This window comes from Kitasatospora griseola (assembly GCF_044999035.1).
In the GTDB taxonomy this organism is placed as follows: domain Bacteria; phylum Actinomycetota; class Actinomycetes; order Streptomycetales; family Streptomycetaceae; genus Kitasatospora; species Kitasatospora griseola.
Map to the genome: position 1 here is coordinate 218,551 of NZ_CP173360.1, position 25,111 is coordinate 243,661.

General features: G+C 72.7%; 26 protein-coding genes and 3 pseudogenes. 19 read left to right on the top strand and 10 right to left on the bottom strand.

Annotated features, from left to right (window positions below; all coding sequences use genetic code 11):
- Positions 1–197 precede the first annotated feature (197 nt).
- The 12 genes and pseudogenes from ACI1MP_RS01055 (at position 198) to ACI1MP_RS01110 (ending at position 10,054) form a co-directional block, all read left to right on the top strand.
- Positions 198–1,337 (top strand): 4Fe-4S dicluster domain-containing protein, encoded by a 1,140-nt coding sequence (locus ACI1MP_RS01055; RefSeq protein ID WP_404867391.1) that lies wholly within the window; start codon positions 198–200, stop codon positions 1,335–1,337.
- A complete protein-coding gene (locus tag ACI1MP_RS01060; RefSeq protein WP_404867392.1) occupies positions 1,334–2,143 on the top strand; it encodes an FAD/NAD(P)-binding protein in 810 nt (269 codons plus the stop codon). Before ACI1MP_RS01055 ends, ACI1MP_RS01060 begins: the two co-directional genes overlap by 4 nt.
- 14 nt (positions 2,144–2,157) lie before the next feature.
- The gene (locus ACI1MP_RS01065) at positions 2,158–2,955 is read left to right on the top strand and encodes an oxidoreductase (RefSeq protein ID WP_404867393.1); all 798 of its coding nucleotides are present in this window, start codon (positions 2,158–2,160) and stop codon (positions 2,953–2,955) included.
- Positions 2,952–4,259, top strand: coding sequence for a Ni/Fe hydrogenase subunit alpha (locus tag ACI1MP_RS01070; protein ID WP_404867394.1), 1,308 nt, complete (start codon positions 2,952–2,954; stop codon positions 4,257–4,259). Before ACI1MP_RS01065 ends, ACI1MP_RS01070 begins: the two co-directional genes overlap by 4 nt.
- Entirely contained in the window at positions 4,249–4,734 is a 486-nt protein-coding gene (locus tag ACI1MP_RS01075; RefSeq protein WP_404867395.1) for a hydrogenase maturation protease, read from the top strand. Before ACI1MP_RS01070 ends, ACI1MP_RS01075 begins: the two co-directional genes overlap by 11 nt.
- 1 nt (position 4,735) lies before the next feature.
- A pseudogene (locus tag ACI1MP_RS01080) lies at positions 4,736–4,849 on the top strand (acylphosphatase); the annotation flags it as partial.
- A gap of 232 nt (positions 4,850–5,081) precedes the next feature.
- On the top strand, positions 5,082–6,200 hold the full coding sequence (locus ACI1MP_RS01085) for a universal stress protein (RefSeq protein WP_404867396.1): 1,119 nt from the start codon (positions 5,082–5,084) through the stop codon (positions 6,198–6,200).
- A 138-nt stretch (positions 6,201–6,338) separates the two neighbouring features.
- Positions 6,339–7,385, top strand: a complete 1,047-nt coding sequence (locus ACI1MP_RS01090) for a trypsin-like serine peptidase (RefSeq protein WP_404867397.1) — start codon at positions 6,339–6,341, stop codon at positions 7,383–7,385.
- A 253-nt stretch (positions 7,386–7,638) separates the two neighbouring features.
- Positions 7,639–8,214, top strand: coding sequence for a flavodoxin domain-containing protein (locus tag ACI1MP_RS01095; protein ID WP_404867398.1), 576 nt, complete (start codon positions 7,639–7,641; stop codon positions 8,212–8,214).
- Between the two features lie 346 nt (positions 8,215–8,560).
- A complete protein-coding gene (locus tag ACI1MP_RS01100; protein WP_404867399.1) occupies positions 8,561–8,980 on the top strand; it encodes an Hsp20/alpha crystallin family protein in 420 nt (139 codons plus the stop codon).
- A 41-nt stretch (positions 8,981–9,021) separates the two neighbouring features.
- The gene (locus ACI1MP_RS01105) at positions 9,022–9,471 is read left to right on the top strand and encodes a universal stress protein (RefSeq protein ID WP_404867400.1); all 450 of its coding nucleotides are present in this window, start codon (positions 9,022–9,024) and stop codon (positions 9,469–9,471) included.
- Between the two features lie 115 nt (positions 9,472–9,586).
- Positions 9,587–10,054 carry an OsmC family protein gene (locus ACI1MP_RS01110; protein ID WP_404867401.1) on the top strand — a complete coding sequence of 156 codons (468 nt, stop codon included), beginning with the start codon at positions 9,587–9,589 and terminating at the stop codon, positions 10,052–10,054.
- A 123-nt stretch (positions 10,055–10,177) separates the two neighbouring features.
- On the opposite strand, the gene ACI1MP_RS01115 is transcribed toward ACI1MP_RS01110, so the two are convergent.
- Complete coding sequence (locus ACI1MP_RS01115; protein WP_404867402.1) at positions 10,178–12,304, bottom strand: vWA domain-containing protein; 2,127 nt, start codon at positions 12,302–12,304, stop codon at positions 10,178–10,180.
- 396 nt (positions 12,305–12,700) lie between these two features.
- On the opposite strand from ACI1MP_RS01115, the gene ACI1MP_RS01120 reads away from it, so the two are divergent.
- Complete coding sequence (locus ACI1MP_RS01120) at positions 12,701–13,282, top strand: hypothetical protein (RefSeq protein WP_404867403.1); 582 nt, start codon at positions 12,701–12,703, stop codon at positions 13,280–13,282.
- A 268-nt stretch (positions 13,283–13,550) separates the two neighbouring features.
- Here the strand turns inward: ACI1MP_RS01120 and ACI1MP_RS01125 are convergent, their stop codons facing one another.
- From ACI1MP_RS01125 to ACI1MP_RS01150, 6 genes and pseudogenes are all read right to left on the bottom strand, one after another.
- Positions 13,551–13,961 (bottom strand): hypothetical protein, encoded by a 411-nt coding sequence (locus ACI1MP_RS01125; RefSeq protein WP_404867404.1) that lies wholly within the window; start codon positions 13,959–13,961, stop codon positions 13,551–13,553.
- A gap of 101 nt (positions 13,962–14,062) precedes the next feature.
- The gene (locus ACI1MP_RS01130; protein ID WP_404867405.1) at positions 14,063–14,665 is read right to left on the bottom strand and encodes a hypothetical protein; all 603 of its coding nucleotides are present in this window, start codon (positions 14,663–14,665) and stop codon (positions 14,063–14,065) included.
- 777 nt (positions 14,666–15,442) lie between these two features.
- Positions 15,443–16,129, bottom strand: coding sequence for a GNAT family N-acetyltransferase (locus ACI1MP_RS01135; RefSeq protein ID WP_404867406.1), 687 nt, complete (start codon positions 16,127–16,129; stop codon positions 15,443–15,445).
- A 107-nt stretch (positions 16,130–16,236) separates the two neighbouring features.
- Positions 16,237–16,785 (bottom strand): hypothetical protein, encoded by a 549-nt coding sequence (locus ACI1MP_RS01140; RefSeq protein WP_404867407.1) that lies wholly within the window; start codon positions 16,783–16,785, stop codon positions 16,237–16,239.
- Positions 16,786–16,929: 144 nt separating this feature from the next.
- Positions 16,930–17,376 carry a universal stress protein gene (locus tag ACI1MP_RS01145; RefSeq protein WP_404867408.1) on the bottom strand — a complete coding sequence of 149 codons (447 nt, stop codon included), beginning with the start codon at positions 17,374–17,376 and terminating at the stop codon, positions 16,930–16,932.
- Between the two features lie 11 nt (positions 17,377–17,387).
- Positions 17,388–17,627: pseudogene (locus tag ACI1MP_RS01150) on the bottom strand (hypothetical protein); the annotation flags it as partial.
- Between the two features lie 215 nt (positions 17,628–17,842).
- On the opposite strand from ACI1MP_RS01150, the gene ACI1MP_RS01155 reads away from it, so the two are divergent.
- The 3 genes and pseudogenes from ACI1MP_RS01155 to ACI1MP_RS01165 form a co-directional block, all read left to right on the top strand.
- Positions 17,843–18,382 (top strand): helix-turn-helix domain-containing protein, encoded by a 540-nt coding sequence (locus ACI1MP_RS01155; protein WP_404867409.1) that lies wholly within the window; start codon positions 17,843–17,845, stop codon positions 18,380–18,382.
- Complete coding sequence (locus ACI1MP_RS01160) at positions 18,379–18,852, top strand: hypothetical protein (protein WP_404867410.1); 474 nt, start codon at positions 18,379–18,381, stop codon at positions 18,850–18,852. The genes ACI1MP_RS01155 and ACI1MP_RS01160 overlap by 4 nt, the downstream gene beginning before the upstream one ends.
- 440 nt (positions 18,853–19,292) lie before the next feature.
- Positions 19,293–19,397: pseudogene (locus ACI1MP_RS01165) on the top strand (hypothetical protein); the annotation flags it as partial.
- Positions 19,398–19,682: 285 nt separating this feature from the next.
- Here ACI1MP_RS01165 and ACI1MP_RS01170 read toward each other — a convergent pair.
- A complete protein-coding gene (locus ACI1MP_RS01170) occupies positions 19,683–20,015 on the bottom strand; it encodes a hypothetical protein (protein ID WP_232733716.1) in 333 nt (110 codons plus the stop codon).
- Between the two features lie 89 nt (positions 20,016–20,104).
- Entirely contained in the window at positions 20,105–20,785 is a 681-nt protein-coding gene (locus ACI1MP_RS01175; RefSeq protein ID WP_189272958.1) for a heme oxygenase (biliverdin-producing), read from the bottom strand.
- Between the two features lie 143 nt (positions 20,786–20,928).
- On the opposite strand from ACI1MP_RS01175, the gene ACI1MP_RS01180 reads away from it, so the two are divergent.
- Positions 20,929–21,702 (top strand): methyltransferase domain-containing protein, encoded by a 774-nt coding sequence (locus ACI1MP_RS01180; RefSeq protein ID WP_380330800.1) that lies wholly within the window; start codon positions 20,929–20,931, stop codon positions 21,700–21,702.
- Positions 21,703–21,921: 219 nt separating this feature from the next.
- Positions 21,922–23,100, top strand: coding sequence for a serine hydrolase domain-containing protein (locus tag ACI1MP_RS01185; protein WP_404867411.1), 1,179 nt, complete (start codon positions 21,922–21,924; stop codon positions 23,098–23,100).
- A gap of 67 nt (positions 23,101–23,167) precedes the next feature.
- On the opposite strand, the gene ACI1MP_RS01190 is transcribed toward ACI1MP_RS01185, so the two are convergent.
- Positions 23,168–24,196, bottom strand: a complete 1,029-nt coding sequence (locus ACI1MP_RS01190) for a methyltransferase domain-containing protein (protein ID WP_404867412.1) — start codon at positions 24,194–24,196, stop codon at positions 23,168–23,170.
- A gap of 138 nt (positions 24,197–24,334) precedes the next feature.
- Between ACI1MP_RS01190 and uppS the strand changes: the two genes are divergently transcribed.
- Complete coding sequence (gene uppS / locus ACI1MP_RS01195) at positions 24,335–25,111, top strand: polyprenyl diphosphate synthase (RefSeq protein WP_387998952.1); 777 nt, start codon at positions 24,335–24,337, stop codon at positions 25,109–25,111.

Sequence of the window (25,111 nt, forward strand, 5' to 3'; positions counted from 1 at the left end):
GTGCGCGGAGGCGGCGTCACCGCCGGGACGCCTTGGAACAGCGGCCCGCGCCGGGGCGCCCGCACCCGGGCCCGACCGGCCGGGGCGCGTCGCTCTCGCCCGGCCGCCGGCGGGCGGGGCCCGTGCGGGGGTGGCCACCGGCACCGAGAGTGGAACCGAGGAACCCACCGTCGACGCCCACCGCGGAGATCAGCCCGATGAACGCACCCGCACCGCTCGCCGAGATCGACGAGTCCGGCCTCGCCGCGCTCTTCGACGCCCTGGTCCGCCGCGGCCGGACCGTGGTGGGCCCCACCGTGAAGGATGATGCGATCGTGCTGGCCGAACTCGGCTCGGCGGCCGAGCTGCCGCACGGCTGGGGCGTCGAGACCGAACCCGGCGGTTACCGCCTGCGGCCGCGCGCCGACCGGGCGGCGTTCGCCCACTCGGCCGGGCCCCAGTCCTGGAAGACCTTCCTGCACCCGCCCCGGGCCCGCCTCTGGCAGGCCGACCGGGCCTCCGACGGCACCGTCACCGTCCGCGAGGACGAGGCCCCGGTGCCGCGGTACGCCTTCCTCGGCGTCCGGCCGTGCGACCTGCGCGCCATCGCCGTCCAGGACCGCGTACTGACCGCGGGCGCGTACCGGGACCCGGTGTACGGCCGGCGCCGCGACGGCGCCTTCCTGATCGTGGTCGAGTGCACCGAGCCGGGCGGGGTGTGCTTCTGCACCTCCATGGGCACCGGCCCCGGCCTGCCCGAGGGTTCGGCCTTCGACCTCGCCCTCACCGAGACCGCCGGACCCGAGGGGCTGAGCTACCTGATCCGCGCGGGCAGCCCGGAGGGGTCGGAGCTGCTGGCCGAGCTGCCGACCCGGCCCACCGACGGCGTACGCGCCCGCGCGGCCGTCGCCGGAGCCGCCGGGCGGATGGGCCGCGAGGTCGACGCCACCGACCTGCGCGCGCTGATGGCCGGCACGATGACCGCCGAACGCTGGAACCAGGTCGCCGACCGCTGCCTGACCTGCGGCAACTGCACGATGGTCTGCCCCACCTGCTTCTGCACCACCACCGAGGAGACCACCGACCTCACCGGCGACCACGCCGAGCGCTGGCGCCGCTGGGACTCCTGCTTCGACCTGGACTTCTCCCACCTGCACGGCACCGGCCCCGTCCGCAGCTCCGCCCGCAGCCGCTACCGCCAGTGGCTGACCCACAAACTCGGCACCTGGTACGACCAGTTCGGGTCCTCCGGCTGCGTGGGCTGCGGCCGCTGCATCGCCTGGTGCCCGGTCGGCATCGACATCACCGAGGAGGTCACGGCGCTGCGCGCCGAGTCCGGCTCGGTGGGCACTCCGTGACGGCCGCCACGACCCCGGTGGCCTACCGGATCGCCGACCGCCGGCAGGAGACCGCCGACACCGTCACACTCACCCTGGTGCCGACCGCACACACCTTGGCGCCGTTCCGGCCGGGGCAGTTCGCGATGCTGTACGCCTTCGGGGTGGGCGAGGTTCCGGTCTCGGTCAGCGGCATCTCCGGCGACCGGCTGCACCACACCGTCCGCGCGGTCGGCAAGGTCAGCGAGGCCCTGTGCCGGGCCGAACCGGGCGGCTGGATCGGGGTCCGCGGCCCGTACGGGACGGCCTGGCCGTCCCCGCCCGCAGAGAGTGACGTGCTGGTCGTGGCCGGCGGCATCGGCCTCGCGCCGCTGCGCCCGGTGATCGACGAGGCCCTGGCCCGGCCCGCCGGGTCGGGCCGGCTCTCGGTGCTGGCCGGCTACCGCGAGCCCGCCGACCAGCTCTTCCCGGCCGACCTGCCGGTCTGGCGGCGCCGCGCGCAGGTGCTGGTCACCGTCGACCGCCCCGGGCCCGGCTGGCCGGGCCCGGTCGGCCTGGTCACCGAGCTGCTGGACACCGCCGGCTTCCGCACCGACCGCTGCACCGCGTTCCTGTGCGGACCGGAGCCGATGATGCGCGCCACCGCGGGCGAACTGCTGCGACGCGGCGTTCCCGCCGGACGGATCGCGGTCTCACTGGAGCGGAACATGCGCTGCGGCACCGGCTGGTGCGGCCACTGCCAGCTCGGACCGCTGCTGCTCTGCCGGGACGGCCCGGTGGTCGGCTGGGCCCGGGCCGGCGAGCCGCTGTCGGTCTCCGAACGATGAGGTGGTGAAGGACCGTGACCGCACCCCGGCTGGCCGTCTGGAAGTTCTCCTCCTGCGACGGCTGCCAGCTCACCCTGCTCGACCTGGAGGACGAACTCGTCTCCCTCTCGGGCGAGTTGGAGATCGGCTTCTTCCTGGAGGCGACCAGCGACACGCTGCCCCCGCCGTACGACCTGTCGCTGGTCGAGGGCTCGGTCGCGGCGGGCGCCGATCTGGAGCGGATCCGGTGGATTCGCGAGCAGTCCCGCCGCCTGGTGACCATCGGCGCCTGCGCCACGGCGGGCGGTGTGCAGGCGCTGCGCAACCTGACGAGCCTGTCCGCGTACCAGTCCGTGGTGTACGCCCGCCCCGACTACCTCGACAGCCTGGACGACTCCACGCCGATCTCCGCGCACGTCCCGGTGGACTTCGAGCTGCGCGGCTGCCCGATCGACAAGCGGCAGCTGCTGGAGGTCATCACCGCCTTCCTCGCCGACCGCAAGCCCGACGTCCCCACCCACAGCGTCTGCTTCGAGTGCAAGCTGCGCGGTGCCACCTGCGTCACCGTCGCCCACGGCACACCGTGCCTGGGGCCGGTCACCCACGCCGGCTGCGGCGCGCTCTGCCCCGCGTACGGGCGCGGCTGCTACGGCTGCTTCGGTCCGGTGCCCACGACACCCGGCGGGGGCGGGCCGAACACCAGGGCGATGCTGCCGCTGCTGCGGCGCGACGGCCTGTCGAAGGCGGACATCGCCCGCCTCTACCGCACGTTCAACGCCGAGGCGCCGGAGTTCGCCGAGGCCGCCCGCCAGGCCGAGGAGGACACCCGGTGAGCCACCGCACGGAGCGTCTGCTCACCGTCGGCGCACTCGCCCGGGTCGAGGGCGAGGGGGCGCTGCGCATCCGGGTCCACGACGGCGAGGTGACCGACGTCCAGCTGGACATCTACGAACCGCCCCGCTACTTCGAGGCCCTGCTGCGCGGACGCCGCCACACCGAGCCGCCCGACCTGACCGCCCGGATCTGCGGGATCTGCCCGGTCGCCTACCAGATGACCGCCTGCCAGGCGGTCGAGGACGCCTGCGGGGTCCGGGTGGACGGCCCGCTCGCCGAGCTGCGGCGGCTGCTGTACTGCGGCGAGTGGATCGAGAGCCACACCCTGCACATCTACCTGCTGCACGCCCCGGACTTCCTGCGCCTTCCGGACGCTCTCGCGCTGGCGCGCACCGATCCGGGGCTGCTGGCGCGCGGGCTGCGGCTGAAGAAGGCCGGCAACGAGATCGTCGAAACCCTCGGCGGCCGGGCGATCCACCCGGTCAACATCCGCGTCGGCGGCTTCCACCGGCTCCCCGATCGGGCCGAACTCGACCGGCTGGCAAGGCTGTTGGAGCAGGCCAGGACCGACGCCGAGGACACCCTCGGCTGGGTGGCGGGGTTCGACTTCCCCGATCTCACGGTCCGGCACGAACTGCTGGCCCTGAGCGGTGCGGACGGCTACGCCATCGACTCCGGCACCCCGACCGGCACCCGCACCGGACCGTTCCCGGTCCCGGAGTTCACCGACCGGGTCCGCGAGCACCAGGTGCCGCACTCCACCGCCCTGCACGCCACCCTCTCCGGCCTCCCCCACCTCACCGGACCGATCGCCCGCTGGCACCTGAACGCCGCACGGCTGCCGGACGACATCCGCGCCCTGGCCGCGCGGGCCGGGCTCGAACCGCAGTGCGCCAACCCGTTCCGCACCATCCTGATCCGGGCCGTCGAAGTGCTGTGGGCGGTCGCCGAGGCGCAGCGGATCATCGAACAGTACCGACGGCCGCCCGCACCGGCGGTCCCGGTTCCGGCCCGCTCCGGAACCGGCCACGCGGCGACCGAGGCCCCGCGCGGACTGCTCTACCACCAGTACGAGCTGGACCGCGACGGCCTGGTCCGACGCGCCGTCATCGTCCCGCCCACCGCCCAGAACCAGGGCGCGATCGAAGCGGACCTGCGGGCCTTCGTGCAGCCCCGGCTGCACTTGGACGACGAGGAGCTGACCCGCCGGTGCGAACAGGCGATCCGCAACTACGACCCCTGCATCTCGTGCGCCGCGCACTTCCTCACCCTCAGCGTGGAAGGACGCGGCGATGGCAGCTGACCGGGTCGTGCTGATCGGTGTCGGCAACGAGTACCGCCACGACGACGGGGCGGCGGCGGCCGTGCTCGCCGAACTGACCGCCCGTGGTGTCGGAGCGGACCGGGTGGCGCTCTGCGACGGCGAGCCCACCCGGCTGATCGACCTCTGGGACGGCGCCGCGCTGGCCGTGGTGGTCGACGCCGTGCACGCCCACCCGGGCGAGCCGGGCCGGATCCACCGGATCAGCGCCCGTCCGGACGCCACCGAGCCCGAGCACCCGGGCTGCGGGTCCCACGGGCTGGGCCTGGGCGAGGCCGTCGCACTGGCCCGCGTCCTGGGCCGGCTTCCCGGCGAACTGGTGGTGATCGCGGTCGAGGGCGGCGACTTCACGATCGGCCAGGGCCTCGGCCCGGAGGTGGCCCGCGCCGTACCGCGGGCCGCCGAACTGGTGCGCGAAGTCCTGGCCGAACACCGGATCCGGCACGGGAGGAGCTGAGATGGCCGTCGAACTGCGACTGATCGAGGTCTACGGGACGGTCCAGGGCGTGGGCTTCCGCCCGTTCGCCCGCCGGCTGGCCTGCTCACTCGGGCTGACCGGCTGGGTGCGCAACGAGGACGGCCATGTGGTGCCGTCGTCGCGGGACCGGCCGGTGCGCTCGCCGAGTACGCCGCAGGACTCGAACACGACGCACCGCCACTGGCCAGGGTCACCCCCGTCCGAAGCCGCCCGGCTCCACCCGGCGAACAGGCCGACGGCAGCGGCCCGGCCGATCGGCGGGCGCGGAGCGAAACGAGCCCGCCTTCAGAACGGTGGGCGGACCGGACGGGAAGGAGGCCTGCGACGTGCCACACGGACTGCTGCGCGTCTACCTCGGGGCGGCCCCGGGAGTCGGCAAGACCTACGACATGCTCGCCGAAGGGCAGCGCCGCGCCGCGGAGGGCACCGACGTGGTGATCGCGCTGATGGAGGACTACGGGCGCCTGCCCACCCGCCGGATGGCGCAGGGCCTGGAGACCGTCCCCCGCCGCACGCTGACCTACCGCGGCGCGGAGTTCACCGAGATGGACCTCGACGCGACGCTCGCCCGCCACCCGCAACTCGCCCTGGTCGACGAGCTCGCGCACAGCAACGTCCCCGGCAGCCGTCACACCAAGCGCTGGCAGGACATCGAGGAACTGCTGGCTGCCGGGATCGACGTCATCTCCACGGTCAACATCCAGCACCTGGAGTCGCTGAACACGGTGGTGGAGCAGATCACCGGCATCCGCCAGCAGGAGACCGTGCCCGACGACGTGGTCCGCCGCGCCGACCAGATCGAAGTGGTCGACATGTCCGCCGAAGCCCTGCGCCGCCGCATGGCGGACGGCGACATCTACCCGCCGGAGCGGATCGAGGCCGCGCTCAGCCACTTCTTCCGGGCCGGCAACCTCACCGCGCTCCGGGAGATCGCCCTGCTCTGGGCGGCCGACCGGGTCGAGGAGGCGCTGCTGCGCTACCGCCACGACCACGGCATCCAGCACCCGTGGAGCACCCGGGAACGGGTGCTGGTCGCACTGTCCGGCGGCTTCGAGGGCGAGGCGCTGATCCGGCGCGCCAAACGCATCGCCTCGCGCGGGGCGGGCGGCGAGTTCCTCGCCGTGCACGTCGCCCGCGACGACGGGCTCGCCGGCGCACCCCCGGAACAACTCGCCCGCCAGCGCGCCCTGGTGGAGGAACTCGGCGGGACCTGGCACACCGTCAGCGGCGACGCCCCCGCGAAAGCCATCGTCGCCTTCGCCCGACAGGCCAACGCCACCCAGATCGTCATCGGCGCCAGCCGCCGCGGCCGGCTCAGGAGCATCTTCCGGCGGGGAACCGGCGAGGCCGTCGTCGAAGCCTCCGGCGAGGACATCGACGTCGACATGGTCACCCACCCCGCAGCCACCCACGGCCACCTCCTCAACCGCCGGCCACGCCACTGAGCGCCTTCCGGTAGGGCCGGGGGCCTCCGCCGGTCGCTCCACGGACGGTTGTCGGGCTGTCGTCGGGGAACGCTGCTCCACGGAGGGTCGCTGACGCGCTCCCCACGCGAATTCCATGACACGGCACACCGTTGCCAATTGCACCGGGCCACAGATGCCGCCGGCTCACGCCCGGCCCGCCCGGGGTCAAGCAGAGCAGCAGAAGAAATACATGCCAGATCGCTGGCAGAGAAACCTGACAGGACATGTCATGGCTACGGGAAAAACATCGAGTCGTTCTCCGCTCAAGAGCGGCAGGAGACACTGGAGTACTGGACCGACGAGCGCCTGAGGAGGGCGAAGCCGGTCGAGTCCCCGACGGCCCCTGCCGAGACGCCGCGGCGAATCCACGAGGAAAAGGAATCGGGGCAGGGCTCGACGGACGCGTCCGCCCCGCCTGCGGAGGAGGCCGAGGCGATTTCGACCGAAAATCCTGAAAAGGTCGATCCGAACGTCCGCCCCTTTTGGAACTGCGGAAAATTCTTCCTCACGCAGGTGAACCCGGCCGGGGGCACGCAGGACTACCAGGGAAGCGCCGCCTTCGTCGGGGACCCGAAGGTCGTGATGACCGCCGGTCACTGCGCGAGCGCCGGCACCTCGGGCCGGATCAACACAAAATTCCTCTTCATCCGGTCCGCCTGGAGCTCGATCTTCGGATGGGTCGGACAGAAAATTTCGTTCTCACACTGTGCGGTGCCCGACGAGTGGTCGGTCAACGGGAACTACGCCTACGACTACGCATTCCTCCAGGCCCACGAGAGATCCGAAGCCGGCTGGCTCGGCCTGGACTGCCGGCCGCAGAATTCAGGAATCCCGTCCATCTCCGTCGGCTATCCCCAGAACTACGGGAACGCCAATGACATGTATGCCGTGAGAGGGACTGCCGATTACGACATCGAAGGCATTGACAGGATGCCGCAGAACCCGTTCTCGCACGGCTGCAGTGGAGGACCTTGGATCATCTACTGGAGCAACCAGTACGCCCCGGACAACAACAGGGCGATCAGCCTGAATTCCTTCGGCGTCGCCGGGTATCCCGGTGTGTGGGGACCCCGCTTCGACGGGCGTACCTTCGACCTCTTCCGGGCGACCAGGGACTATCAGCCGCCATCGGCCGGAGACCTGCACTCAGCGGCGGGCGGATGAACCAGTAGGGGACCAGCACCTGCCCGGTCGCCGCCCCGGCCTCGGCCGTCAGCGCCGCGGTCGCGCCCCCCTCCACTGCCAGACCGCCACCCAGATGGCCGCCCACCCCGAAGGCCGGCTCGAAGGCCCGTCTTCTCAGGCAGGGCACACGTCGGTGGAGCGGGACGGGGCGGCCTGACACCGCGCGGTGGACCCGGCCGCGTCAGGGTGCGCGTGGTCGCGGCCGGACACCCGGCCGATGAGACTGGTGAACGTGACCACTGCCCCGGGGACCGCCGATCGGCACGGCGCCGCCCGTGTGCTCGTCGCGTACGCCGGCGTCCACGGCTCGACGCGGAGCATCGCCGAACGCCTCGCGGCACGCCTGCGGGAGCAGGAGTGCGAGGTCGACACGCTCGCCGTCGACGTCGTCACCGATCCAGCCGGATACGACGCTTACGTGGTCGGCAGCGCCGTTCACGACATGGTGTGGCTCCCGCCCGCGTCGCGCTTCGTCCGCGCGAACGCCGGCCTGCTCGCGGGCCGGGATCTCTGGCTGTTCACCGTGGGGATGCCGGATGCGCTGCGGGGCCCGTGGCGGGCGCTGGCCGCCCGCGAGGAGGAGCACGTGGTGGGCGACCTGATCGCCGAGCTCCGGCCTCGCGGGCACCGCCTGTTCTCGGGGGTCGTCGAACCTGAGCACCTGACGCGCGCCGGACGCGTGAAGTTCCGGGCGATGGGACTGCGGTACGGCGACCACCGGGACTGGTCCGCGGTCGACGCCTGGGGGCGGGAGATCGGCCGGAGCCTGTCGGGGCGTGGCGAACATGCCGGCGGCACGCCGGGATGACCGGGCCCTGTTCCCGCCGCCCGAGGTGGGCCGAGCTCCCCTGAACGGCTGCGTTGCCAACAACACAGCCCGCTTCACGCAGGGAGATCACCGAGGCGATCGCCACCACGTGCCTCTGATGACGGTCGGATCCGACCCGGACCGGCCCCCACGGTGTGCGGCGGGCGCTCCAGGGTGTCCACCGCCGGGCAGTCCCTCGCCGGTCCGCCTCGCAGGCGTCCTCCGGCGTCTGCTCCGCACGGCAAGGGCCCAACGGCCCATACGCCGACCCCCGGGCGGCCCATGTCCACCCACCGCCCCGGCCGCGAGGCTGGGAGGAGATGGAACAACGTGCGAGGAGGTTGTGATGGCCGGCGATCCTACCCAGCAGCGGCGACACTGGTGGCCGTTCCCGGACCTGTTCGAGGACTTCCCGTTCGACCTTCGCCCGTCCTCGGGCGATCACATGATCCGCGTCGAGGAGTGCGTGGAGGACGGCACCTGGGTGGTACGCGCCGAACTGCCCGGCATCGACCCCGACAAGGACGTGGAGATCACCGTGCAGGACGGCGTACTGCGGATCAAGGCCGAGCGCACCGAGGAGAAGAAGGACAAGCACCGCTCCGAGTTCCGCTACGGATCCTTCGAGCGCGCCGTCCGGCTGCCCGGTGAGGCCAAGGAGAAGGAGATCACCGCGAGCTACGACAGAGGCGTCCTGACTGTCCGTGCCCCCCTCGGCACGACCGACAAGCAGCCACACACCGTGCAGATCACCGGCGGCAGCTGACAAGGGGCCCGGGACCCGGGCCGGATCGGAAGGACGGAGCCATGGCCGAGGAACCGGCCATCGACGGCAAGATCGTCGTCGGGGCGGACGGATCGGAGCAGTCGAGGAGGGCCCTGCGCTGGGCGGTGCGGCAGGCCGGGTTCACCCATGGCGTGGTGGAGGCGGTGATGGCCTGGGAGCCGCCGTTCTCCGGGTGGGGCAGTGCGGTGCCGGCCGGCGACGAGGCGCGCTTGGGGCAGCTGGCACGAAAGGCCCTTGCCGAGAACGTCGAGAAGGCCGTGGGCGCTCGACCGCCGGTCGATGTCCGGCTCAGGGTCGAGGAGGGCACCCCGGCCTGGGTCCTGCTGTCCGCCGCCCGGGAGCGGGCGTCCCTGCTGGTCGTCGGGCACCGTGGCCTCGGCGGTTTCGAAGGCGCCCTGCTGGGCTCCGTCGGACAGTACTGCGTGCAGCACTCGCCCTGCCCCGTCGTGGTCGTACGCACCGCCGAATGACGGCGCACCGCCCGCCGCTCGGGACGAGCCGCTCCACCGGCCCGCCGTCGCCGTGCGCCCCCAGCCGAAAGTCCCGATGAACGCACCTCTGCCCGACCGACCTGTGGAGAACACCGTGTCCGACGTCGAACCGCCCGTCCGAACCCCCGGGACCGACACCGCCCTGCCACCGGGGCGCATCCGGGTGGACCACCTGTCGGGGGACGCCTACCAGGTCGCGGTCCGCGGCCACCGGCTGGTGGTGGACCAGCCGTCCGACGCGGGCGGCGACGACACCGGTCCCACGCCGACGGAGCTGTTCGCGTCCTCCCTCGCGTCCTGTGTGGCGTTCTACGCCGGCCGCTACCTGGCGCGCCACGGCGTGGCCGCCGACGGCCTGCGGGTGGAGGCGCAGTTCACCATGGCGACCGACCGGCCGGCCCGGGTCGCGGAGGTCACCGTGACGGTCGACGTACCGCCCGGGCTCGACACGGCGCGCCGTGACGCGCTGCTCGCGGTGGCCTCGAACTGCACGGTCCACCATTCCCTCCAGCAGCCGCCGACCGTGCGCATTGCGCTGGGACCGGCCCTGGACGAGCGGTGAACACCATCACTCTGCGTGAAAAAGCTGCTGCGCCCGTGGCCCCCCAGGGGGCGGGTGGATGCGGTGACGGCCGGGTCGTAGGGCCCGCGTGGCGGGCCCCGTCGTCCGGCGTGTCACAAGCGCCTACCGCCGGCTCCGGCGACGGACGGTGGCCAGGCGCAGGATCGTGCCGCCGAGGGCGGTGGCAGCGGCGGCCCATCCGATGAGGGAGGGCAGGGCGGGGGTTCCGGTGGCCGGTAGCGCGCCCGCGGTGGCACCCGGCGGACGGATGGGCGGGGGCTCCGGTGCGGTGGGCGGCGGTGTGGGCTCCGGTGCGCAGTCGACCACGTTGGTGACCTCGGCCGTCAGGTGCTCGCCGGTCAGTTCCTCGGTGTCGGGGAGGGGGAGGTCGGCGGGGGCGCCGTCGAGGCGGGTGAGTCGGGACGAGACGAGGGTGCACCCCGGGCGGTCGACGGTGGCGGTCTCGGTGATCGTGATCTGTTCGCCGATCCGGTAGCCGGTGCGGGCCGTGTTCCACGGCTGCGGGGTGGCATCGGCTCCCCCGGGGCCGGTGAGCCGGAGTGCCGCGCTGAGACCGGCCGGTTGCTGCCCGTCGGGCAGGAGCCGGCCGTCGACCTGCCAGGTCTTGGTGACGGTGACGTCGGCCGGTCGGGCGGGGCGGTTGTGCACCAGGCAGCTGATGGCCTCGTTGCTCTGCGCGGTGACGGTGAAGGCGGCGCCCTGGTCGGTGACGGCGGCGGGCGCCCCGGTGTTCAGGTTGGTGCAGACCGCGTTCCGGCCGCCCTGGGTGACCAGTTCGTAGCCGTCCTGCTGGACTTCGGCGATGGTGACGGGGCCGCTGTCGGTGCCGGTGAAGGTCGGCCGGAAGGCGACCGAGCCGGTGCCGTCGTCGGTGGTGGTCGCGGTGGCCGGGAGGCCGCCGATGCCGGGGTCGTCGGTGGTCGCGTCGAAGGTCCAGCCCGGCCCCGCGTTCACCGAGCCGGTGACGTCCTCGCCCGTGGTGTCGGCCGGCGCGATCTGCTTGACCACCGAGATGCTGCCCTGGCAGCGCGACAGTGCGAGATCGTGCAGGTCCTGGCCGGCGGAGGGGAAGTCGGCGGTCTGGAAGTAGTCGGCGCTCAGCAGGTTCGTCCCGTCGTACCGGGTCGGACCGGACAGTGCGCGCAGGTTGAGTCCGGACACGCCCTCGACGCCCTTGCCGACGCCGACCGCGATGATCCGTGCGCCGGTGGCCTTGACGGCGTTGGCGGAGAAGATGCCGTTCTCCACGTCCCGGAAGTGCGTCCGGGAGCCGTCGCCCTGCGCGTCGTCGGCGAACCGGGTGGGGTTCCCGTCGGTGATCACCACGACCGCCTGGTACCGCTCGGTGGCGGCGGCCACCGCCGCCAGGCCCTGGTCCCAGTTGGTGCCCTTGCCCAGCGTCCACCCGGCGTAGAGCTGCTTGAAGGCGTCGGCGCCGGCCTTGGTGGAGACCGGGACCAGCTCCGGGTGGTTGCGGTCCACGGTGGTCGCGGGGGACGCCTGGTCGAAGGAGAAGAGGGCCATCCGCGACGGAGTGCCGGTCAAGGCGTCGGCGAAGGTGTCGGTGGCCGCCTTCAGCTGCGGGAGCGCGCTGCCCACGGAGGCGGACAGGTCGAGCACCACGGCGACGTCCAGGCCGCAGCCGACGGTGGGGACGGGGTTGGTCCGGGAGTCCTGCCACACGCCGCCGGAGGCGGTGTAGTTGGTGCCGTAGGTGTCACTGATCATGAAGCCGTCGGGGCCGGTGTCGGTCGACGAGTACGTCCGGCCGGCCGCCAGGGCCGGAGTCCGGAAGGTGTAAACAGAGGCGATCGAGTCGCTGCCGCTGCCCGGCCCGGTGCGCAGCACCGGGTTGGCGAACCAGCCAGCGGGCACGCCGTCCGGGAGCTGCCGCACCCAGAAGCGCGCGCCCGCGTTGGCCCCGCCGTCTGCGGTGTCCGGCACGACGAAGGAGCAGTCCCCGTCCGCGTCGGCGACGCAGACGCCCCAGCCCGGGTCCACCGGGACGTCGGACGCCTCGTCCGCGTACAGGCCCAGTCGTACGCCGGCCAGTGGGGCCACCGCCTGCGCGGCCGTCCGGTCCCCGCCGGTCCGCACCGTCACCACGGAGGTCTCCACCCCGGGCGGTGGCACCGCGCGGTCGGCGAGAGGAACGGCGGCGACCGCCGAGGCACTCAGGAACAGCAGGACCGGCACGGCGAGGAACGGCCGGCGACAGGAAGCACACATATCGGACACCACGCCATATTGACCAAGAACTGGACGATATTGGTCGATTTCCTTCCAGGGACACGCCGACGACGATCCGGACACCCCTGCGAAAGTGGCAACACCGGGCAGCGCACCCCGCACCGCCCGGTCGACGAGCCCGCCGTCCGGCAGGCTCCACAGGACGATCTCCTGGCGGGGGCGGCCTGCCCTGCGCGGGACGGAACGTTCATCGCCGAGCGGTTCGACCAGCGGCGGTCACCTCGCAGTGGTTCCTGCTCCGGCCGGGGACGCGTCCCGTCGATCAGCGCGGGGAGAGCGCAACGGTGTCACTCGAACGGTGGAAACCGCTCAAGTGATTCGTGAACGAATCCGACGAAAGACGCAGGAGACCCATCACACGAACGGAGTCACCCGATGCGCCGGATCAGCACCGCGCTCACCGCCCTCGCCGCAATATCCACCGCCCTCCTGCCCGCCACCACCGCCGCCGGCACCGACCGTCCGACGGTCCGGACGACTGCCGCGCCGAACCCGAACTTCACCGTCCGCTGCATCACCACGATCAGCGGTGTGCAGCAGACCGAGAGCTGGCTGTTCCAGCCCGGGCCGACCACCGCGGGCCGCACCGTCTCGGCGACCCACCGCACCAGCTACCGCGGCTGCTCGGGCAGCGCGAGCAGCACCCTCAACCAGAACGCCCCCGTCATCTGGGACTCCACCTGCCAGGACCCGTTCCCGGGGTTCAGCACCGAGACGGTCACCTACACCTGGGACACCGGTGACACCACCACCGTGGAGTACCGCCAGGTGGTCGCGACCCACGAGGCCCGCGGCAACCTGATCCGCACCCGGATGAAGAGCGACGGCGTCGTCACCGCCGGAAGCGGCCTCGGCAAGACGGTCACCCGAAGCACCCTGTTCGACCCGGTCGGCAGCGGCTGCAACCGGGACACCACCGAAGTGTTCGGCGTCACCAACGACTTCAGCATCGCCTGACGAACCCGCCCGGCCCGTGCCCGCCCCGCTCCGGGGTGGGCACGAACGCGTCCGCGGAATGCCCGACCCGGGGGCCGCCCCTACCACCGGTGTCGACGCCCGCCTCCGGGGGGCCGCCCCGGCTCCCGGCCGCCGCCGAGGACCGCCCGGAGGGCCTGGTCCGCGCGCCTCCGCCCGCACCAGGCACGGCGGGTGTCTCACCGGTAGCGCCAACAGCCGTGTGCCCCACCGCCCGGAAGCGCTGGGGCACACGGCCGCGGTGCGACTGTCAGCCGTTGAACGGGAGGGAGGGCTTGAACCAGGCGGACCAGTTGCCGTTGTGGTCGCGCTCTCGGCCCCAGGTGTTGTTGTCCGTGCCCATCGCGATGATCAGGAAGTTCCACGGGTCACTGGTGGGCGTCAGAAACGACACGCTGCTGCGCACGTTGCCGCCCATCGAGATCCACGGACCCCAGACGTTATTGGTGTCGGTCCACCGGGTCCACACCGCGTAGTCGGCGCCGACCACGAAGTTCTGCTTGGTGTTGTTCGGGAGGTTGTACGTGGCCACCTTGTACTCGCAGATGTACTCGCGTCCGGCGGAGGAGCAGACGCTCGCCTGGGCGGGTGCCGACGAGACGGCAACGCCCGCGGCGACGGCCGCTGCGACGACGACGGCCTTCAACTTGCGGATCGACATGGTTTCCTCTCGATGGTCGCGCCCCGGCCTTCCTCGGCCGGGCGCGCTGAATGTCTGCGGTCTGGCACGACCGTGCCGACGCCCCGGCAGGGGGCGCGCGGTCACGGGTGGTAGAGCTGGGTCGCGGTGGTGATCCGGCCCTGCGCGTCGAGCTTCAGCGCGAGCTGGTTGCCGTAGCAGTGCTGCAGATCGGGCGCCGAGTTCGGGTCCTTCGCGCAGGCCTTGACGAGTGCGGCCAGGGCCTGCGGGGTGGCCTGCTTGGGCTTGAGGTCGATCAGGACGAATGCCTGCGCGCCGGACGCGAACTCGTAGGTCTTCGCATCCCCGGCAGCCTCGAAGTAGCCCTCGCCGGGCACGTCCGGCCCGCAGACGAACTTGGCGGCCCGAGCCTTCAGGACGGTCTTCGGGCTCTCGGCAGCATCGACCGCGACAACCACCGTGCCCAGGGCGGCGGCGCCCGCGGCGCAGTCAGCGGCCGGCGGGGAGGCCTTTGCGGTGCCCGCGCCGGACTTTCCCGGGCTCTCGGCTCCGCCGGCCGGCTTGGACGTGGCGGGCGACGGGGCCGCCGCGCCGCCGGCGGTGGGGGCGGCGGCGGAGGCCGTACCGGGCGCGGCACCGACGGGGCTGCCGTCCGGATCGCAGGCCGCGAGGGCGAGGGCGGACGCGGCCAGGACTGCGGCCGTGGTGAAGCGGTTGAGACGCATGGTGAAAATCCTCAGTGGATGGTGGGTGGGCATGACGAACCGAGCCGTGAATTCGTCGGCGCCCCCGCGGCCCGACCTTCACTTCCAAGATCCATCGGATGGACATCCTGCCCGGTTCGATGAACCCCACCACGCCGGTTCGGCCCTTGACCGTTCCATGTGGAACCAACTCGTGACACCTGTTGCATACCCCGCCCGGTATATTGCGGACAGGCAACAGGTCTGTACCAACGCCACCGAAAGCACCCCCACCCGCCACCGCCCGTCCCGCAACAGGCCGTCAGAGCACCCCCGGCCGACGACCGTTCACCACCTTCCCCCCAAACACCGACCCACCCCTCCGGACAGCCCGACCCCGGGCGACCGCGCTCGCGGAGGACCGGAACATCGCACAGGTCGCGGCGAGCAGCACGGGTTTCCGCTCCTGGCGACGGACGCGATCGGCATGGTCGCCGTAGTCGGCCAATGCCGCCAGGCCAAGGACAACGCGGCGACCCACCACGCCTACGCCCACCAGGGCAGCGCCGACCGTCCTGCTCGGCGGCGCGGACGTCGGCCCCGGGAACGGAGGCCGAGCCGGGGAAAGCGTCCTCCAACTCCCCGTCGCCACGGCCGGGCGAACTCCAGGGGGGACTGCCGCCGGACATGCTCGGCCTCCGTTCCCAGGGCCATCGCTCGCCCGGGCCGGCCGTTCGCGGTCTCGGCTGCTGAAAGGCGGCGACGGCCCCCGGAGTCACTCCCGGCTTCTGGGGTCCTCCAGCGCCATGTCGCGATCATCTACGGTTGGCGTGAGTACGACGCGAGTCGACCGATTTCCCGGAATCCCCGTGCGCCGAGCAGGTGGCTTGCGGCGGTCGTGTCGCACTGCTGGCCACCGGGCGTTGCGTCCTCGTCCAGGTAGGCGATCACCTCGTGCGCTCCGTTGGCGGCCAGGACGCTGCAGCACTGCTCGGCCAGGTTGGCCCCGAGCCCGCGGCCGCGGTGCTGCGGGTCGATGGCGATCCACCAGAGCACGCCGATCCCGTCCACCGGCTCGCCGACCACGGCCTCGCCGACCGGCGCGCCGTCGGGCTCGCGCAGGCGCAGTCGCCGGTCTGTAGGGCAGCTGGTGGCGGTGACCTCGGCGATCGGGTACGTACGGACCTCACCGGCGTCCCCGCGGTGGGGCAGGCTCCGGTGGAGGTAGCGCCACTGGCGACCGGTGGAGAAGCCTGCCTCCTCCAGAGCCTTGCGGGTCACCGGGCGGCTGCGCACCGGGAGGCCCCTCATGCCCAGCGACAGGGGGATCGGCAGCTCGAACGCATGCACTGTTCTCCTGCCCAGGCGGTTGAGCGCGAGTTTGACGAGTGCGCGGGTGGCGGCCAGGTCCTCGCCGGCATGCAACCACAGAATGAGTCCGGCCTGGTCGGTGCGTCGTGTCGCACAGTTGACGGCCCCGAGCACCTGCCCGGTCTCATCGCACACGACTTCGGTATGCGGGGTGTCCAGCTCCGCCCACCGTTCGGCGTCCACTGGGGAACGTCCTTCGAGTGCCTCGGCGAGCATCGCCGGGGTCGTTTCCGGCTGGCCCGTCAGTCGGGGCCGGCCCGAGCAGCGCGGTGGGCCAGTGGCAGTGGCGGACGTGGTGGTCGACGTCGACGGGGAAGGCCCGGCTCCGCCGGCGTGCGCGAGGGACCGTGCCGACCGGGGTTTCGGGCTCGCTCTCCAGGACGCCGGGGCAGTGGCGAAAGCGCGCATGCCTGAGCGGCATCGGGGCCGGGTTTCTCACTCTCAGTGCTTTCCGAGGAGATTCCGAGTTCCACCACTTGGGCGCGGAGCTGGTCGAAGGTGTTGATGAGAGGGTGGATCTTGTCGTAGGTGGTGGTTCCGTTCTGCAGTTCGTACTGGGCGTCGAGCAGGTCGCCGTAGACGGGGCCCATCTGTCGGCTGAGCTGGATGAGCAGGCTCTGACGCTCGCGGATGCCTAGAGCGGTCGGTACGGCGCCGAGTGCAGCCGCCAGGAACGTGAAGACGCTCGTCACGACCTGCGCCCAGAGTTCGGAGCTGTGGGCGATGAGGGGCCAGACGCTGACGCTGGTGACGGCGCTGACGAGGACGGCTGCGACGTTGTAGCGACGCATCGTCACAGTGGTCCGGTAAATTTCTTCAGGTAGGCGGTGGGTCCATTTCCTGGCCGAACAGATGCATGCCGAAAGGTTCCTGGGAACCGGAGGGGGAGTGTGTTCAAGGGTGCCTCCCATGGGTTGTGCCTCTTTTCGGGCTCATCAACTGCAGGGACCGACCGCGACGGGGCAGCGGGCGTGATGCGGAGCTGCCTGGGTGACGGGGCCGAGGTGCGGTCCGCTCGGGACGTGGCGGGTCCGCCGTCCAAGCGCCAGTGGTTCGGCCTCGTCGGCGGCTTCGACCACGACGAGGGTCCGCGGGCCGCGGATGGCATAGGGCGTCACCGGAACGTCCGGGTGACGCCGCTGCGCCGGCTCCAGCGCCTCGATGGGCCGCCGCTGCGCGTCGCCCTCCAGCTCCGTTGGCGCGGCGGCGCTTGCCGTCTCCAGCGCTTTCGCCGAGTCCTCGGGGACATGGACGGCGGACACCTCGACGCCCGACAGGCCGCCGCGGAGTTCGGCCCCCTGCCGGACCAGTTGCTGTCGCGCCCAGCGCTCGGCGCTCGGCGCTCGGCGTCGGAGGTGGCGAGGGTGTGGGGGCCGCGCCACGGCCAGACCTGAAGAAGTTCCAGCGGCAGGCCGCGCGGTGCCGCTTCGCGGGCGGCCCAGTGTGCGGCCGCCGCGCTCTCGGCCGTGCCGTCAAACCCGACGACGACGGGCGCGTTCATCAGCACCTCCTCCGCTGGCTCCCGCAGAATCGGCCGTTGCCGGGTCACCGTCCGCGCCACGCGGTCGGTGGGTGTCCACAGGTCGAGCGGGGGCGGGGGCGATCCGGTCGGGCGCAGTGCCTCCTCCTCCATGAGGCGACGTCTTCATCCTCCCGGCTCGCCCGCCGGTCGCTCCCTGCCGCCACGCGGTCCGTCCCCCGCCCGGCCGCCTGTTCCCGCTGATCCGGGTGCGGGCACCGATCACTTGGCGGAGACGTCGGCTCGAACGGCCGGCTCCTGCGGTCGGCCCCGGCCGACTCGTCCTTGTCGGAAGGCACGCCTCCTGCGCGTCGTCCGGGCCGTTCCCGATGGACCGGTGCGCGCGCCGTACGGATGCTGGTCCGATCAGGGCACGGAGTTGGGGGGACATCAGGGTGGGGGCGAGGCAGTGCGGGCATTGCGGCCGCGGGCATTGCGGCTGTGCGCTCAGCAGGTGCAACATCAGCGACAGCGTGTGCGGCCCTGCGCGCGAGCGGCCTTCGGGCCGCCGTCCGAGGCAGTGCCGGCGTGGGTGTGGCGCGACGCGCTGGTGCGCTACAGCCCTCGCCGAACTGGACTTCGGCGGGTTGAGCAAACGCCTGCGCGACCTCCTCCAGCTTCACCAGGACGAGGTTGCATACATCATCGGGGTGACACAGGGCTACCTGTCCCGGCTTGAGTCGGGCCGAGCGAGGCTGACGCACATCGATCGGATCGTCAGCTACCTCGCCGCGGTCGGAACCCCGCCCGATCTGGCCCGTCTTCCCCTCCGCGCTGCCGACGAGCGCGCCGCCGCCCGCGGACCGCCTCTCGTCCCTGTGTCGAACGCGGCCCGGTCTCGCTGCGGCCGGCTACGGTCGCCGACATGACGCTCGCTGACACGGACGGTCGGCCGGTGGGCCTTCGGAAGGAACCGGTCGATCACGTCCTCGAACTGGTCGAGGAGCGCCTCGGTACGGCCCCGGACCGAGGCCGCCTTGTCTGCAAGCGCAGGACGGTCGGAGCGCCCACTGATCGCTCGACCTGGGTACGGATCGAGCGCCGCCTGTGGAGCAGAGCGCGCGAGCAGGGCTGGGCCGGTGCCGAGACTGCCGCCGTGCTGACCGGTGTGGTCATGCTCCGGTGGACCGGTTCGGTCGCCTGGCCGGAACCGGGCGACGGGGCGATCTGGCGGGCGGACGAGACTTCCTTCCTCCCGGGCGCGCCGGTCGGCACAGCGATCCTGGCCGCCGAGCCAGGCCTTCCCGACAACTGGTTCGTCGTGCACACCGCCGCAGTCAGCGGCCCGAAGACGTCCAAGTGCGGAATCTGCCGTGCGGGACCGGCCGCGCGCTCGTAGGCGGTGAGGAACTCGGCGGGTGCCCGGAGTTCCACCAACTCCCGCGCGGGTCGAGTGCCGGCATCAGTCGCTCGGCGGGCCCGAACACCACCATCAGCAGCCAGTCGGACTGAGACACGACCAACCGGCAGGTCGGCTCCGCCGTCGCTGTCCCTCGTGGCTCGGTTTGCGGCATTGCCCTGACGTCCACGAGTGGACGCGAACAATGGGGCGCCCGCCACCCCCCCCCCTCTGCGGGCGCGGCGGTGACCGGTGCGGGGGTTCCCGCTCGTGTGGTGCGGGCGTGTCCGTTGTCATCGCGGGCGGCCACGGCAGGGTCGCGCTTCTGACGTCCCGTCTACCGGCAGACCGGGGCCACCGGGTCACAGGGATCGTCCGGCGCTCCGACCACGCCGACGCGGTGCCGGTCGTCGCCGACCTCGCCCGCGCAGCTCGCACCGGTGCTGGCGGGCGCACACGCCGTGCTCTTCGCCGCCGGCGCAGGTCCGGAGACGCCCCGGGACGGGCGAACCCGGTCGACCGCAACACGATCCTCGCTCGCGGACGCGGCCCGACCGCCCGGGGTGCGGCGTCTCGTCGTGCTCTCCGTCACGGGCGCGGATCCCACCCCGATCCGCCGGCGGAGGCCTTCCTCCGGGACCTGCCCTCCCGCCCGGACCTGGACTGCACGGCGGTACGCCCGACCTCGCCGAACACACCGGCCCCGGCCAGATCGACCAACCCCCCCGCCCTGGAACCGATCTCCGGCTCGACCCGCGTCCCCGAGGCCGTCGAACGCGTCGCCTGGCACTCCGGCACCGCCGACGACGGAAGACCACGAGGACGGCCGCTCAACTCCCCTGCCGGGACGCCCCTTCCGGGGACTGGCGCTCGACGGCGAGGACGGCGAGTTCGCGGAGGCGGGTGAAGTAGTCGCAGGCCTCGGCGTCGTCGGCGAGGGCGGGGAGGATGCGGTGGACGGCGGCGATGCCGTGGTGGAGGGCCTCGCGGCGGCGCCGGTCGAGGGGGCCGGTCAGGGCGGCGGACACGCAGCCGGCCAGGTGGCTGTCGAGCAGGACCAGGTCTTCGCCGGCGGGGGCCTGCCGGTAGCAGCTGCGCGGGAAGGGCAGGGCGAGGAAGTCCTGCCACAGCCGGGCCAGCCGGTCGGGGTGCGTGTCGCTCATGGCGTCGATGATGCCCGAGCGAACGTCGGGCGCGTCACCCCGTCCCGGCCTGCGGAAGAACGACCGGTGGAGGAACTGCCGGCGAGCGCTCAGGCCTGCCGGGACGCCGGGTGGCGTTCGGCGAGCTCGGCGAATATCGCCCCGTTGAGGCCGAAGGCCGCCTTGCACTCCTCGGCGACCCGGTCGCGCTCCGCCCCGTCCATCAACTCGCCCGCGGCGTCCAGCTTGGCGCGGTAGTCGCGCTTGAACGCGGCGGGGTTGTCGATCTCCTCGAAGACGTAGAACCGGACGCCGTCGCCCTTGCGCGCGAAGCCCCAGGTGCGTTCGGCGACGCCGCGGATGATCTGACCGCCCGACAGGTCGCCGAGGTAGCGGGTGTAGTGGTGGGCGAGGTAGCCGGCCGGCCAGTCGGTGGCGAGGGTGCGGATCCGCTCGGCGCAGGCCGTGGTGGCCGGCAGCGGGGCGAGGGTGTCGCGCCAGTCGGGGCCGGCCAGGTGGTCGAGGTCGCGTTCGATGGCGGCGGTGCGCAGCAGGGCGCGGTCGGCGAGCGGTCCGGCGACGGGGTGCTCGGCGAGGGTGTCGAGGTGGGCCTCCAGGGCGCGGTAGACGTACCAGAGCTGGCCGGTGAGGTCGGTGTAGGCCTCGATGCCGAGCCGTCCGCCGAGCAGGTCGCTCATGAAGGAGGACTGCTCGGCGGCCTGGTGTTCCTCCGCGCTGGCGGTGCGGAGCTGGGCCGAGAACGGATTGACGACGGCGACGGACGCGGACATGGGCGGGCCTCCAGAGATCGACTTCCCCTGATTATTTAGGTGAGGCTTGCCTAAGTCAAACCCTTGCCGACACCCTGTCGGGAAAATCTCGGACGCGTCAATTCGCTCGTCCGCACCGCGTCCCACGTGCTTGGATTCCCGACATGAACAGCTCATTCGACGATCTTCTCGCCGAGGCCGAGGCCGCCCCGGTCGACGGCTGGGACTTCTCCTGGCTGGCCGGCCGGGCCACCGAACAGCGCCCGTCCTGGGGGTACCAGCGGCTGCTGGGCGAGCGGCTGTCCGCGGCCTCGGCCGCGCTCGACGTGCAGACCGGCGGCGGCGAGGTGCTGGCCGGCGCCGGGGCGGCGAACTTCCCGCGCACCATGGTCGCCACCGAGGGGTGGCCGCCGAACGCGGCGAAGGCGACCGCCCTGCTGCACCCGCTCGGCGCGGTGCTGGTGACCGTCCCGGAGGACGCCCCGCTGCCGTTCGCCGACGGCGCGTTCGACCTGGTGACCAGCCGTCAGCCGGCCGTTGTGCACTGGGCGGAGATCGCCCGGGTGCTCGCCCCGGGCGGCAGCTACGTCGCGCAGCACGTCGGCGGGCGCACCAATGTCGAGCTGAGCGCGTTCTTCCTCGGCCCGTTCGAGGTGGGCGACACCCGCGAGCACGAGGTGGAGGCGGCGCGGGCGCGGGCGGCGGGGCTGGAGGTGGTGCAGCTGCGCAACGAGCGGCTGCGGCTGGAGTTCTTCGACGTCGGCGCGGTGGTGTGGTTCCTGCGCAAGGTGATCTGGACGGTGCCGGACTTCTCCGTGCAGCGCTACCGTGAGCGCCTGCGCGAGCTGCACGAACTGATCGGGCGCGAGGGCGTGTTCGTCTCCACCATGTCCCGCACCCTGATCGAGGCCCGCCGGCCCGCCCGGCCCGACGCCTGACACCTGACACCTGACACCTGACACCTGACACCTGACGCCTGACGCCCCGCCGGCGCTCCCCGCCGATCGACGGGGGGACCTCGAATCCCGTTACCTCCGGAGAAGGATCTTCCGGGTCGGGGGCTCCTCCCGACGAGCGATGCCGCAGGGACGACCGAGCCGTGAGGCTTGCGGTCGACGAACCCCCTGATCAGAGAGCGTTTGTCGAAGGAGACTCGTGTGAAGAACTACCGATCCGCACTGCGGCTGGCCGCCTCCCTGGTGGCGGGTGCGTCCGTGTTCGCCCTCGCGCCCGGCGCGGGGGCGGCCACGCCGCCGTCCGTGCCGGTGCCGCAGCGGGCCGCGCTCCAGCAGGGCCTGGACGCCCTGACCGGGCGGGCGGGCGCCAGTGGCGCGATCGCCGAGGTGCGTGACCACGGGCGGGCGGTGTGGCGCGGCACGTCCGGCGTCGCGGACCTCGCCACCCGGCAACCTGCGCCGGTGGACGGCGAGTTCCGGGCCGGCAGCATCACCAAGACCTTCGTGGCCACCGTGGTGCTCCAGCTGTCGGCGGAGCACCGGATCGACCTGGACGAGCCGATCGAGCGCCACCTGCCCGGCGTGGTCCCGAACGGCGGGAACATCACGGTCCGTCAGGTGATGAACCACACCGCCGGCCTGGCCGACTTCCTGGAGGACCCGCGGTTCGCGTACGAGTCGGACGACGCGCTGCGCCGACTCCTCGCGGTGGACCGGTGGAAGACCCTCCGGGCCCGGGACTTGATCGCGATCGGCGTCTCGCGGCAGCCGTACTTCCCGCCGGGCCAGGGCTGGCACTACTCGAACACGGACTACCTGGTGCTGGGCGAGCTGGTGCAGCGGGTGACGGGCAATGACTGGCGCACCGAGGTGAACCGCCGCGTCCTGCAGCCGCTGGGGCTGCGCCACACCTTCCTGCCCGGTACCGCGACCGGCGTTCCCGGGCCGCACAGCCACGGGTACCTGGCGCTGTCCGACGGCCCGGCCGACATCACCGAGCTGAACCCGTCGATGGCGGGCGCGGCCGGCGAGTTGATCTCCACCACGGACGACCTGGCGCGCTTCGACGCGGCGCTGCTCGGCGGCCGGCTGCTGGCCCCGGCGCAGCTCGCCGAGATGACCACCACGGTGGCGGCGGACGAGCAGCCGCCGACCCGTTACGGTCTGGGCCTGATGCAGCTGCGGACCTCCTGCGGCGAGGTCTGGGGCCACCCGGGCGGGATCCACGGCTACGTCACCTACCTGTTCGGCGACCGCTCCGGCACCCGCCAGATCGCCGTTTCGGCGAACCCGTACGACCCGCAGAAGGGCGCCGAGTTGACCCCGGCGGTCCTCGACCTGATCGATCTCACCTTCTGCGGCCCGAAGTCCACCTCCTGACCCTTCCCGCGCAGACACCGCCGAGGCCGCCCCGCTCCCCGTCCGAGCGGGGCGGCCTCGCCGTCCGTCAGCGCCGGGGTTTCTCGGCGGTCACCACGTGCAGGGTGACGGAGGCCAGGAACGGTCCGCGGGCGAGGTGGTCGAGGAAGTCGTCGGCCTGGCTGCGGGTCAAGTAGCCGCCGGCGACGGCGCGTTCGGTGTTGCGGTGCAGCCCGAGCACCTGGTCGGCGGCACGCACCTCGCGGTACACCGAGGTGACGGGGACGACGGCGCGCACGTCGAGGCCGGACTGCGCGGCGAGCCGGGGCAGTTGACGGCCGATCACGGGGTTGCGGACGATCCGGTCGGCGAGGTGCCTGCTCCAGGCGCGGGCGATGTCGAGGTCGGGGTGGTCGACGGCCAGGGTGTCCCAGTCGGGTTCGGCGGCGACCAGCCGCCCGCCGGGGCGCAGCACCCGGTGCGCCTCGGCGAGCGCCCGGGGGACGTCGGCGAGGTGCTGCAGCAGCCGGTCGGTGCGGACCCGGTCCGCGCTGTCGGCGGCGAGCGGGAGCCGGTGCACGTCGGCGTGCAGGACGTGGGCGAGCGGGAGGGCGCCGGCCCGCCGGACCATCTCCGGGTCGTGGTCGATGCCGAGCACCCGGCCGCGGGCGGTGACGGCGCGGGCCAGGGCGTCCAGGTCGGTGCCGGGGCCGCAGCCCCAGTCGAGCACGAGGTGTCCGGGGCGGGCGTCCAGGGCGTCCAGCAGGACCTGCTTGTAGGCGCGGACCTGGTCGGTGGCGGCGAGCCGCTCCTGGTAGGCGATCCGGTCGGGGACGACGGTCTCGAAGAGCCGGCCGGTGACGTCGGCGAGCGCGCCCAACTCCCGTCCCAGCGCGGCCCGTCCGTCGTCGGTGAGCCGGACCGGGCGGCGTCGGCCGTCGCCGTCCAGGTAGGCGATCAGGCCTTTGCCGTGCAGTCGGGCGAGGGCGCCGGAGAGGCTGCCGCGGCCGAGCCGGGCGCCGGTCATCCGCTCGATGGCGGTGTTGACGGCGTAGCCGTGCAGCGGGCCGTCGGCGAGCGCGGACAGCACGAGCATCTGGGCGTCGTTGGTGCGCACCTGATTCCTGTTCCGGTGGCCGGCCTCCCGGTCGGCCTCTCCCGTTTCTCGATGACACGCGTCGCGTGCTATTCATGTCCCAGTATGCACCGGGCGGGCCGCCGCCCGTCACCCGTCCCCTCCCTGAAGGGCCGTCACATGCGCCTCACCGCCCCGCTGTACGCGCTGTACACCCGCCGCCTGCGCCGTCGGCTGGCGGGCGCCGAACTGCCCCGGCACATCGGCCTGATCATGGACGGCAACCGCCGCTGGGCCCGCGAGCGCGGACTGGCGGACACCCGCCTCGGGCACCGCTTCGGCGCCCAGCACGTGGGCTCGGTGCTGGGCTGGTGCGAGGCGCTGGGGGTGCGGCACGTGACGGTGTTCGTGTGCTCGGCGGAGAACCTGCAGCGGCGCGGCGACGACGAGATCGCCTTCCTGATGCGGGTGATCGAGGAGGTGCTGACCGCGCACCTGGCGGTCCCCCGCCCGCGCTGGCAGGTGCACCTGGCAGGCGATCTGGACACCCTGCCGGATTCGACGGCCCGGGCCCTGAAGCACGCGGTGGAGGCGACGGCCGACTGCCCGACCGGCGCCCAACTGACCCTGGCGGTCGGCTACGGCGGCCGCCAGGAACTGGTCGACGCCGTCCGCGACCTGCTGCACGAACAGGCCGACGCCGGACGCCCGACGCGGGAGATCGCCGACGCCCTGACCGCCGAGGACATCGCCCGCCACCTGTACACCGCGGGCCGCCCGGACCCGGACCTGGTGATCCGCACCAGCGGCGAGCAGCGGATGTCCAACTTCCTGCTGTGGCAGAGCGCCTACGCGGAGCTGTACTTCTGCGAGGCCTACTGGCCGGCCTTCCGCGAGCTGGACTTCCTGCGCGCGGTGCGCGCCTACGCGGCCCGCCGGCGCCGCTACGGCGCCTGA

Excerpts from the sequence above, each read along its gene's own strand:
- ACI1MP_RS01055 (WP_404867391.1), top strand. The coding sequence starts at position 198 with ATGAACGCACCCGCACCGCTCGCCGAGATCGACGAGTCCGGCCTCGCC.
- ACI1MP_RS01125 (WP_404867404.1), bottom strand. The coding sequence starts at position 13,961 with ATGTCGATCCGCAAGTTGAAGGCCGTCGTCGTCGCAGCGGCCGTCGCC.
- ACI1MP_RS01115 (WP_404867402.1), bottom strand. The coding sequence starts at position 12,304 with ATGTGTGCTTCCTGTCGCCGGCCGTTCCTCGCCGTGCCGGTCCTGCTG.
- ACI1MP_RS01075 (WP_404867395.1), top strand. The coding sequence starts at position 4,249 with ATGGCAGCTGACCGGGTCGTGCTGATCGGTGTCGGCAACGAGTACCGC.
- ACI1MP_RS01100 (WP_404867399.1), top strand. The coding sequence starts at position 8,561 with ATGGCCGGCGATCCTACCCAGCAGCGGCGACACTGGTGGCCGTTCCCG.
- ACI1MP_RS01105 (WP_404867400.1), top strand. The coding sequence starts at position 9,022 with ATGGCCGAGGAACCGGCCATCGACGGCAAGATCGTCGTCGGGGCGGAC.
- ACI1MP_RS01175 (WP_189272958.1), bottom strand. The coding sequence starts at position 20,785 with ATGTCCGCGTCCGTCGCCGTCGTCAATCCGTTCTCGGCCCAGCTCCGC.
- ACI1MP_RS01180 (WP_380330800.1), top strand. The coding sequence starts at position 20,929 with ATGAACAGCTCATTCGACGATCTTCTCGCCGAGGCCGAGGCCGCCCCG.
- ACI1MP_RS01160 (WP_404867410.1), top strand. The coding sequence starts at position 18,379 with ATGACGCTCGCTGACACGGACGGTCGGCCGGTGGGCCTTCGGAAGGAA.
- ACI1MP_RS01130 (WP_404867405.1), bottom strand. The coding sequence starts at position 14,665 with ATGCGTCTCAACCGCTTCACCACGGCCGCAGTCCTGGCCGCGTCCGCC.
- ACI1MP_RS01120 (WP_404867403.1), top strand. The coding sequence starts at position 12,701 with ATGCGCCGGATCAGCACCGCGCTCACCGCCCTCGCCGCAATATCCACC.
- uppS (WP_387998952.1), top strand. The coding sequence starts at position 24,335 with ATGCGCCTCACCGCCCCGCTGTACGCGCTGTACACCCGCCGCCTGCGC.
- ACI1MP_RS01170 (WP_232733716.1), bottom strand. The coding sequence starts at position 20,015 with ATGAGCGACACGCACCCCGACCGGCTGGCCCGGCTGTGGCAGGACTTC.
- ACI1MP_RS01155 (WP_404867409.1), top strand. The coding sequence starts at position 17,843 with ATGGACCGGTGCGCGCGCCGTACGGATGCTGGTCCGATCAGGGCACGG.
- ACI1MP_RS01140 (WP_404867407.1), bottom strand. The coding sequence starts at position 16,785 with ATGCGTCGCTACAACGTCGCAGCCGTCCTCGTCAGCGCCGTCACCAGC.